This window comes from Streptomyces sp. NPDC032822, assembly GCF_055578825.1.
The window spans coordinates 168,367-177,731 of sequence record NZ_JBVIOL010000014.1 but is presented as its reverse complement, the minus strand read 5'-3'; the positions used below and the strand labels follow the sequence as shown (position 1 = coordinate 177,731).

The following is a 9,365-nucleotide window of genomic DNA, read 5'->3' as shown; positions in this document are numbered from 1 at the left end:
GGTGACCTCGCCTCTACAGTTAAGGCAAGCCTGACCAAAGGAAGTTCACGTGGGGACCTCGCCGGTCCGGGCGGCCACCAGCCCCCGCGCAGTCCTGCTGCTCGCACTGCCGTGCGCGGCGCTCCTCGGGCTGTGCGCCCTGTCGATGGCGTACGGCGCACTCTCCGTACCCCTCGACCAGGTCTGGAACACCCTTGTCGGCCATCCCCCCAGCGCCCGCGTCGACACCGTGATCTGGTCCGTACGGCTGCCGCGCACCGCGCTCGCCCTGGCCACCGGGGCCGCGCTCGGACTCTCCGGCGCGCTGATGCAGGCGCTGACCCGCAACCCCCTGGCGGATCCCGGGATCCTCGGGGTGAGCGCGGGCGCCGCCTTCGCCGTCGTCCTCTCGGTCGGCGTTCTCGGCATCGGCTCCCTCTACGGCTACATCTGGTTCGCCTTCGCCGGCGCACTGGGGGCGAGTGTGCTGGTCTACGTCCTGGGCGGGCTCGGCCGCTCCGGCTCGACGCCGGTCAAACTCGCCCTGGCCGGCGTGGCGGTGACCTCGGTGCTCTTCTCGCTGACCAGCGCGGTCGCGCTGACCGACCCGGACGCCCTGAACCGCTACCGCTTCTGGTCGGCGGGCTCACTCGCCGACCAGGACACCCAGGTCCTGCTGCGGGTCCTGCCGTTCCTCGCCGTGGGTGCCGTGCTCGCCCTGGCCTGCGCGCCGTCCCTCAACAGCCTGGCGCTGGGCGACGACGTCGCCACCTCGCTCGGGCTCAAGCTCGGGCTGCTGCGCATCCAGGGCGTGGTCGCCGTCACCCTGCTGACCGGTGGAGCCGTCGCCGTGATCGGCCCCGTGGTCTTCGTCGGCCTGGTCGTGCCGCACATCGCGCGCGTTCTCGCCCAGTACGCGGGCGTCGGCCCCGACCACCGCTGGCTGCTGCCCCTGTCGGCCGTGCTCGCCCCCTGTCTGCTGCTGGCCGCGGACATCACGGGCCGGCTGATCGACCGCCCGATCGAGATCCAGGCCGGTGTCCTGGTCGCCTTCATCGGCGGCCCGTTCTTCATCGCGCTGGTCCGCCGTCGTCGACTCGCGGAGCTGTGAGCGATGGCGACCGCGGCTGCCGAACGGCGCACCGGACAGAACCGGCAGACGGCCACCCCTGCCTCGGTGGGCATCGCGCCCGCCCTCCCCTCCGGCCGACCGACCCCGTGGAGCCGTAAGCCATGACGACCGAGCTCACACCGGCGGCCGGCCGGCCGGGCCCCGGGGACCGGACGCCGTCGCGGCGCACCGCCGGGCGGGTCACCTTCCGGCTGGCCACCCCACCCGTGTCCGGGCTGCTGCGCCCCCGGCTGCTGGCCGTCTCACTGGTCCTGGCCGCCCTCGCGTTCCTGGCGTTCTGCGTGGAGACCGCGGTCGGGGACCTCCCCCTGTCGCTGGCCGACGTGACGCGGGCCCTGGTGGGCGGGGGCGATCCCGGCACCCGGCTCATCGTCCACGAACTGCGCCTGCCGCGCTCCCTGGCGGGGCTGCTGGTCGGCGTCGCCTTCGGGGTGTCGGGCGCCCTGCTCCAGGCGATGACGCACAACCCGCTCGCCAGTCCCGACATGATGGGCATCACGCAGGGCGCCGGCGTGGCCGTGGTCGCCGGCATCGTCCTCGGCTGGGACGGCGGGCTCGGCACCCAGGCACTCGGCCTGTTCGGCGCGCTGACCGCGGCGCTCCTCGTGTACGCGCTGGCCTGGAAACGGGGTACCACCGGCTACCGGATCGTCCTGGTCGGCGTCGGGGTGTCGTGGATCTGCACCAGCGCCACCGACTACCTGATGGCCCGCGGCCAGCGCTTCCAGGCGCAGTCCGCGCTCGGCTGGCTGGTCGGCAACCTCAACGGCCGTACCTGGAGCCAGATCAGCCCCCTGGCCATCGCCCTGGCCGTGCTGCTGCCGGCGGCGCTGCTGCTCGGCCGGCTGATGCGCACCCTGGAGCTCGGGGACGACGTGGCGCGCGGCCTGGGCACCCGGGTGCAGACGGTACGGGTGGCGGTGCTGCTCGTCGCGGTCGGACTCGTGGCCTTCGGGACGTCGACCGCGGGCCCGGTCGCCTTCGTGGCGCTCGCCGCCCCGCAGGTGGCCCAGCGCCTGGCGGGTACGGCGTTCCCGCCCCCCTTCGCGGCGGGACTGACCGGTGCCGTGATGGTGCTCGGGTCCGACCTCGTCGCCCGCGAACTGATCCCGGACACCGAGTTGCCGGTCGGGATCGTGACGGGAGTGCTCGGCGCTCCCGTGCTGCTGTGGCTGCTCGTCCGCGCCAACCGCGCAGGTTCAGGAGGCTGAAGACGTGTCATCGACGCACGAAGGGCTCGCCGACGGCCCCGAACTACGGGCGCGGGGACTGCGCCTGGCCTACGACGACCGGGTGGTCGTGGAGGATCTGGACCTCGTGGTCCCCTCCGGCCGGATCACCGCGATCGTCGGGGCCAACGCCTGCGGGAAGTCGACCCTGTTGCGCGCGCTGGCCCGGCTGCTCACGCCCAAGGCGGGCGCCGTGCACCTGGACGGGCGCGCGGTGCACTCGATCCCGACCCGGGTCCTCGCCCAACGGCTCGGCATCCTGCCACAGGGCCCGGTCGCCCCCGAGGGGCTGACCGTGGTCGACCTGGTGGGCCGGGGCCGCGCCCCGCACCAGACATGGTGGCGGCAGTGGTCGGCGGCCGACGAGGAGGCCGTGCACGAGGCGTTGCGGGCCACGGACATGAGCGACCTCGCGCACCGGGCCGTCGACGAACTCTCCGGCGGCCAGCGGCAGCGGGCCTGGATCGCGATGGCGGTCGCCCAGGGCACCCCGGTGATGCTGCTGGACGAGCCGACCACATATCTCGACCTGGCGCACCAGATCGACGTCCTCGACCTGATCACGGACCTCAACCGGCTCCAGGGCAGGACCGTCGTCATGGTGCTGCACGACCTCAACCAGGCGTGCCGGTACGCCGACCACATCGTCGCCATGAAGGCGGGCCGCATCGTGGCGGAGGGCACCCCGTCGCAGGTCATCACCGCCCCGGTCGTCGAGGACGTGTTCGGGCTGCGCTGTGTGGTCGGGGACGATCCGGTCAGCCGGACCCCGATGGTCATCCCGATGAGCCGTCACCACGAGGGCGGCGACCCGGCGTCCGACAGCGCCCCGGCCGCGGTCACCGGCGCATAGGAACGAGGACGGCGGGACCCGGAGGTCCCGCCGTCCTCATGGCCTGTCGGCACGGCTCACGGGTGAGGCGTCAGATATCCGCCCATCGTGCTGAAGTAGTCGGTCGCCGCGTACTCGGTGCCGTCCTCGGTGCGCACCCGCTTCACCACGAGACCGGGCAGCTTGCCCGAACGCGCCTGCGCGCCCGCCACGATGACGATCCCCTCGCCCTCCCGGATGAAGATCCGCCCCGGTGTCCCGCCGTACCGCCCCTCGGAGACGGCCGCCGAGAGAATCCGGACGCGCTCGCCCCGGTGATGGGTGAAGGCGTTGGGGTACGGGTCGGACTGGGCCCGTACGAACCGTTCCAGGTCCTCGGCCGGCCAGGTCCAGTCGATCCGGCTGTCCTCCAGCGCCCGCTTGTGGAAGAAGCTCGACCGGGAGCGGTCCTGCGCCTTCCACACCGCCCGCCCGGAGGCGATGAGATCGAGGGACTCGGTGACGAGCGGACCGATCAGGTCGACCGTGCGGTGGAACAGGTCCGTCGCGGTGTCCTCGGGACCGACCCGCACGGCACGCTGCAACAGCACGTCACCCATGTCGAGTTCGGCGTCCATGCGGTGCGCGGTGACGCCGACCTCCGGTTCCCCGTTGATGAGGGCCCAGATCAGCGGGGAGAAACCGGCGTACGTCGGCAGCAGCGAGTCATGGATGTTGAGTGTGCCGTGCGGCGGCAGGTCGAAGATCTCGGGCGGCAGCCAGGTGCGCCAGTTGTTCGCCACGATGATGTCCGGCGCCGCGTCCTTGATCGCGCCGAGCAGCTCCTCGTCCCCCGGACGGTTGCGCAACAGCACGGGTACACCGTGCTTTTCGGCCAGGTCGGCGACCGAGTCGCTCCAGATCTTCTCGTACGCGTGCTCGCTCCTGGGATGGGTGACGACCAGGACCACTTCGTGCTCGGAGTCCAGCAGAGCCTGCAGCGTCCGGTGTCCCCAGGTCTGGTACCCGAACATGACGACCCGCATGTGAGCCCTCCTCAGCCATTGCTAGGTAAGGCTTACCTTATCTAACATGTGCCTGCTTAGGGGAGCCTGTGTCGTTTCTTTCGCAACACTGTGCCCCCTCTACCGAAGGTGATGACGCGGTGACGACAGTGCGCAGCGGGGCGGACTCCATGTACGACGTAGTAGGCATCGGCTTCGGCCCCTCGAATCTGGCACTCGCCATTGCACTCCACGAGCACAACTCGGCGGCACCCGAAGGAAAACGGCTTCGCGCCGCGTTCCTGGAGAAGCAGCCGCGGTTCGGCTGGCACCGGGGCATGCTCATCGACGACGCCACCATGCAGGTCTCCTTCCTCAAGGACCTGGTGACGATGCGTGACCCCACCAGCGACTTCAGCTTCCTGTGCTACCTGCGCGAACAGGGCAGGCTCGTCGACTTCCTCAACCAGAAGACCCTCTTCCCGCTGCGCATCGAGTTCCACGACTACTTCGAGTGGGCGGCCTCACGCGTGGAACACCTCGTCGCGTACGCGTCCGAGGTCGTCTCCGTACGCCCGGTCACCGAGGACGGCGAGGTGCGCTGGTTCGAGGTCGCCAGCCGGGACCCCGCCGCCCCGGAACGGCTCACCGTACGCCGCACCCGCACGCTGTGCGTGGCCACGGGCCTGGAACCGCATCTGCCGCCCGACGCCGTCCTGTCCGAACGGGTCTGGCACAACAGCGAGTTGCTGCCCCGCGTCGACCAGGTCGTGCGCTCCGGCAGGCCGGTGCGCCGCGCCGTCGTCCTCGGCGCGGGCCAGAGTGCCGCCGAGGCCGTCGACTACCTCCATCGCAGCTTCCCCGACGCCGAGGTCTGCTCCGTCTTCGCGAAGTACGGCTACACCCCGGCCGACGACAGCCCGTTCGCCAACCGGATCTTCGACCCGGAGGCCGTCGACCTGTTCTACGGCGCGCCGGCCGCCGTGAAGCAATCCCTGCACGACTACCACCGCAGCACCAACTACTCGGTGGTCGACATGGACTTGATCGAGTCCCTGTCCCGGACGATGTACCAGGAGAAGGTCCAGGGCAGACAACGGCTGCGGATGCTCAACGTGTCCCGGATCCGCGAGGTCGCGGCCCGCGCCGACGACGTGGAGGTGACCGTCGAGTTCCTGCCGACGGGCGAACGGGCCGCCCTCTCGGCCGATCTGCTCGTGTACGCGACCGGCTACCAGCCCCGCGGCATCGGCGGCAATCTCGGCGAGGTCGCCAAGCTCTGCCTGCGCGACGAGGAGGACACCCTGCGGGTCGGCCGTGACCACCGCGTCGAGACCGCGCCCAACGTGAGCGCCGACATCTACCTCCAGGGCGGCACCGAGCACACCCACGGCCTCACCTCGACCCTCCTGTCCACCACGGCCGTCCGGGCCGGGGAGATCTACGCGTCCCTGCTCGCGCGCCACTCCTCGACGGAGACACCGGGAACACCCGTGCCATCGGACGCACCCGACGCGCCGGCGACCCGGCAGCCGGACGCGGTCGGCTAGGACGGCCCCGTGCCTCGGCTCGCCGCGGAGACGCTGCTGCCGGTCGACACGACGCTCGCGGTGGCGCTCGCGGTCCTGCTGCTCGCCGCCACCGCGGTCGCCGCCCGGTTCCGGCTGTCCCCGGACGGCTCGTACGGGCGGGCCCGCGAGATCGTGACGGCGGGCATCCGGGCGGCCCTCCAACTGGCCGCGGTGGCCCTGGTGATCGGATGGGCCGTAGGCCACACCGCGGCGCTGGTCGGGTTCCTGCTCCTGATGTTCGCCGTGGCGACCCGTACGGCGGGCCGGCGCATCACCACGAACGGCACCTGGTGGTGGGCGGCCCTGCCGATCGCGGCCCCGGTGGCCCCGGTCGTCGCGGGCCTGGTGTCGGCCGGGATGCTGACCGTGCCCGGCATCGCCGTCGTGCCCGTGAGCGGCATCCTCATCGGCGGCGCGCTCACCGCGACCGTGCTCGCCGGACGGCGCTGTCTGGACGAACTCACCGGGCGGCACGGCGAGGTCGAGGCCGGTCTGGCGCTCGGCCTGCCGGAGCGCGACGCGCGGCTCGAAGTGGCCCGGGCCGCCGCGTCGGACGCCCTGCTGCCGGCCCTCGACCAGACCCGGACGGTCGGCCTGGTCACGCTGCCGGGAGCGTTCGTCGGGATGCTCCTCGCCGACGCCTCACCCGTGCGGGCGGGCGCCGTCCAGGTGTTCGTCCTCGTCGCGCTGCTCGCCGTCGAGACGCTCTCCGTCGCCCTGACCCTCGAACTCGTCGCCCGCCGCGGACTCCACCGCGACACCGAGCGGTGACGACCGGAGGGCCGCCGTCACTCCTGTCCGGCCACCGTGCGCAGGTACGCGCCGAGGCGGGCTATCGCGGAGGGGTTGCGGGGGCTCTCGACCAGGTCGACGTAGTCGAGCACGAAGATCTGCCGGTGCTTGATCGCGGAGACGTTGCGCAAAGGGGCGTAGGACAGCAGGAACTTCTTCTTCTGTTCGGCGCTCACGTCCCCGTAGTCGCAGATCACGATGACGTCCGGGTCCCGCTCGACGACGCTCTCCCAGCCGACGGTGGTCCAGGAGTCGTCGACGTCGTGCATCACGTTGACCCCGCCGGCCTTGGTGATGATCTCCTCGGGGGCGGCGTAGCGGCCGGAGGTGAAGGGCTGGTCCTGGCCGCTGTCGTAGAGGAAGACCTTGGGCTTCTTCGCGGGTGCCTCGGCCCGCACACCGGCGATCTGCTGCTTGAAGTCGGCGATCAGCGTGGCGGCGCGCTTCTCCACGCCGAACAGCTTTCCCAGGTTGGTGAGGTCGGCGTACAGCGCGTCCAGGGGCGGCATGATGCCGCGTGAGGTCTTGGTGCGGCCGTTGCGGCAGGACTCGGTGAGGGTGTAGGTGGGGATGCCGAGCTTCTTGAGGGCGTCGGGCGTGAAGCCGTTGTCGTCACGGAAGCCGTAGTTCCAGCCGGCGAAGACGAGGTCGGCGCGGGCGTCGACGACGTTCTCCCTGGTGAGCTGGTCCTTGGAGAGCCACTTCACCTGTTCGTAGCCCTCCTTCCAGGGCACGTCGGTCAGGTCGCCCTTGTCGTCGGGCATGGCGAACCCGGCCATCCGCTTCTCCAGACCGAGGGCGAACATCAGCTCCGTGATGCCGACGTCGTTGGTGACCACGCGCTCGGGAACCTTCTCGTAGGTCACCTTCTGCCCGCAGTTGGTGAGGGTGACCGCCCCGGAGGACCTGGCGTCCTTGGACGCCTCGACACTCGCGCCGCACCCGGTGGCGGTCGCGGCGAGACAGAGGGCGGCGGCAAGCAGCTTGCGCATGGGGGTCCTTACGGGGTGGTGGGCGGAAGCAGGTCGAACAGGAGCTGGAGCGCGCCGCTCTCGGGATGCCGTACGGGATGCGCGCGGACCCCGAACACCTCGGCGAGCAGGACGGGTCGAAGCACGTCGTGCGGTGGCCCGGAGGCGACGATCCGGCCCGCGTCGATGACGTACAGGAGGTCGCAGTGCGCGGCGGCCAGGTTGAGGTCGTGCAGGGCGGCCAGCACGGTGGGGCCGCTGCCGCGGACCAGTGACAGGACGTCCAACTGGTGGGCGATGTCGAGGTGGTTGGTGGGTTCGTCGAGGACGAGGACCCGGGGCTGCTGGGCGAGCGCGCGGGCGATGAGGACGCGCTGCTTCTCGCCGCCGGACAGGGCGAGGAACCCGCGCCCGGCGAGGTGGTCCACCCCGGTCCTGAGCATGGCCCGCGCGCAGATCTCCTCGTCGGAGGCGGCCGTACGGTCCCGGTGCGGCAGCCGTCCCATGGCGACCACCTCGGCGACGGTGAAGTCGAACTCGGCCGACGACTCCTGCGGCAGCGCCGCCAGCACACGGGCCGCCGCACGGGGCGGCAGGGCGTGCACGTCGTCCCCGTCGAGACGCACCACGCCCGCGGCCGGGCGCAGCGCCCGGTACACACAGCGCAGCAGCGTCGACTTGCCACTGCCGTTCGGGCCGACGAGCCCCACGAACGCCCCGCTGTCCACGGTGAGCCGGAGGTCGTCGACGATCCTGGTCCCACCCGCCTCGACCGTCACCGCGTCGATGTCGAGCCTCATGGTCAGCGCCCTCCGAAGGCGTAGCCGCCGCGTCGCATGAGCAGCAGGAAGACGGGCACCCCGACCACCGCGGTGATCACTCCGACGGGCAGTTCGGCGGGCGCGAGCAGAAGCCGTGACAGCACGTCCGCCCAGACCAGCAGCACCGCACCGGCGAGCGGCGCCACGGCCAGCACCCGTCGGTGGTCGGCGCCGACCAGCATCCGCACCACGTGCGGCACCATCAGCCCGACGAACCCGATCGCGCCGCTGACCGCGACGACCGTCCCGGTCACGGCCGCGGTGACGAGGAAGAGTTCCCTGCGCAGCCGCCCCGGTGGAACGCCCAGCGCGGCGGAGGTCTCGTCGCCCATGGCGAGGGCGTTGAGCGGCTCGGCCCGCCACCGCAGCCACGCCCATCCGGCCGTCACGGTCACGGCGGCGAGCGGCACCTGTGCCCAGCCGGCCCCGCCGAGGCTGCCCAGCAGCCACATCATCGCCGAGCGGGCCGCCTCGCCGCGGGCCGCGCCGAACACCATGACGGTCGTGACGGCCTCGAAGCCGTACGCCAGTGCCGTCCCGGTGAGGATCAGCCGCAGCGGGGTCAGCCCGTGCGGGGAGCGGGCCACGGCGTACACGAGCAGCATCGCGGCGAGCGCCGAGACGAACGCGGACACCGACAGCGCCCACACCCCGAGGCCCGCGAACGCCCCGAGCAGGATGACGGCGTTGGCACCGACCGCCGCCCCGGAGGAGATGCCCAGCACGAACGGATCGGCGAGCGCGTTGCGCACCATCGCCTGCACGGCCACACCGACGGCCGAGAGTCCCGCTCCGACGACGGCCGCGAGCACGACCCGTGGCAGCCGGATCTCCCAGACGATGGTGTACGAGGCGAGGTCCCCGGGGGGCAGGGTCCCGCCGGTGAGCCCGGCCCACAGGAGGCGGAACACCTCGGCCCGGCCGATGCCGGACGCCCCGAGCGACACCCCGCACACGAGCGACACCAGGAGGAAGACGGCGAGCCCGGCCACCAGGGGCGGGACCGGTATGCGGCTGGGGGTGGGGCTTCGGCGCACGGTCGGGGCGGTCCTTCG

At 71.9% G+C, this 9,365-nt stretch carries 9 protein-coding genes; 5 read left to right on the top strand and 4 right to left on the bottom strand.

Annotated elements, in window-relative coordinates:
* Positions 1-49: 49 nt before the first annotated feature.
* The 3 genes from ACZ5VD_RS32770 to ACZ5VD_RS32760 all read left to right on the top strand — a co-directional run bounded on the left by ACZ5VD_RS32770 (position 50) and on the right by ACZ5VD_RS32760 (position 3,193).
* A complete protein-coding gene (locus tag ACZ5VD_RS32770) occupies positions 50-1,090 on the top strand; it encodes a FecCD family ABC transporter permease (protein WP_468551553.1) in 1,041 nt (346 codons plus the stop codon).
* A gap of 122 nt (positions 1,091-1,212) precedes the next feature.
* On the top strand, positions 1,213-2,322 hold the full coding sequence (locus ACZ5VD_RS32765) for a FecCD family ABC transporter permease (protein ID WP_468551552.1): 1,110 nt from the start codon (positions 1,213-1,215) through the stop codon (positions 2,320-2,322).
* Between the two features lie 4 nt (positions 2,323-2,326).
* Positions 2,327-3,193, top strand: coding sequence for an ABC transporter ATP-binding protein (locus ACZ5VD_RS32760; protein WP_468551551.1), 867 nt, complete (start codon positions 2,327-2,329; stop codon positions 3,191-3,193).
* Positions 3,194-3,249: 56 nt separating this feature from the next.
* Here the strand turns inward: ACZ5VD_RS32760 and ACZ5VD_RS32755 are convergent, their stop codons facing one another.
* Positions 3,250-4,197 carry a methionyl-tRNA formyltransferase gene (locus ACZ5VD_RS32755; protein ID WP_468551550.1) on the bottom strand — a complete coding sequence of 316 codons (948 nt, stop codon included), beginning with the start codon at positions 4,195-4,197 and terminating at the stop codon, positions 3,250-3,252.
* A 119-nt stretch (positions 4,198-4,316) separates the two neighbouring features.
* Here ACZ5VD_RS32755 and ACZ5VD_RS32750 point away from each other — a divergent pair, with 119 nt between their 5' ends.
* Both ACZ5VD_RS32750 and ACZ5VD_RS32745 read left to right on the top strand, forming a co-directional pair.
* Positions 4,317-5,705 (top strand): lysine N(6)-hydroxylase/L-ornithine N(5)-oxygenase family protein, encoded by a 1,389-nt coding sequence (locus ACZ5VD_RS32750; protein ID WP_468684264.1) that lies wholly within the window; start codon positions 4,317-4,319, stop codon positions 5,703-5,705.
* Positions 5,706-5,714: 9 nt separating this feature from the next.
* Positions 5,715-6,497, top strand: a complete 783-nt coding sequence (locus ACZ5VD_RS32745) for an ABC transporter permease (RefSeq protein WP_468551548.1) — start codon at positions 5,715-5,717, stop codon at positions 6,495-6,497.
* Positions 6,498-6,514: 17 nt separating this feature from the next.
* Here the strand turns inward: ACZ5VD_RS32745 and ACZ5VD_RS32740 are convergent, their stop codons facing one another.
* From ACZ5VD_RS32740 to ACZ5VD_RS32730, 3 genes are read right to left on the bottom strand one after another with little or no spacing between them, the layout of a single operon-like run.
* Positions 6,515-7,510: an ABC transporter substrate-binding protein gene (locus tag ACZ5VD_RS32740; RefSeq protein WP_468551547.1), complete on the bottom strand. Its 996-nt coding sequence runs from the start codon at positions 7,508-7,510 to the stop codon at positions 6,515-6,517.
* Positions 7,511-7,518: 8 nt separating this feature from the next.
* Positions 7,519-8,289 (bottom strand): ABC transporter ATP-binding protein, encoded by a 771-nt coding sequence (locus ACZ5VD_RS32735; protein WP_468551546.1) that lies wholly within the window; start codon positions 8,287-8,289, stop codon positions 7,519-7,521.
* Positions 8,290-8,291: 2 nt separating this feature from the next.
* Positions 8,292-9,347 (bottom strand): FecCD family ABC transporter permease, encoded by a 1,056-nt coding sequence (locus ACZ5VD_RS32730; protein WP_468551545.1) that lies wholly within the window; start codon positions 9,345-9,347, stop codon positions 8,292-8,294.
* Positions 9,348-9,365 lie beyond the last annotated feature (18 nt).

What these genes read in the sequence shown, in the direction of transcription:
- ACZ5VD_RS32765 (WP_468551552.1), top strand. Translation starts at nt 1,213, where the DNA reads ATGACGACCGAGCTCACACCGGCGGCCGGCCGGCCGGGCCCCGGGGAC.
- ACZ5VD_RS32755 (WP_468551550.1), bottom strand. Translation starts at nt 4,197, where the DNA reads ATGCGGGTCGTCATGTTCGGGTACCAGACCTGGGGACACCGGACGCTG.
- ACZ5VD_RS32740 (WP_468551547.1), bottom strand. Translation starts at nt 7,510, where the DNA reads ATGCGCAAGCTGCTTGCCGCCGCCCTCTGTCTCGCCGCGACCGCCACC.
- ACZ5VD_RS32735 (WP_468551546.1), bottom strand. Translation starts at nt 8,289, where the DNA reads ATGAGGCTCGACATCGACGCGGTGACGGTCGAGGCGGGTGGGACCAGG.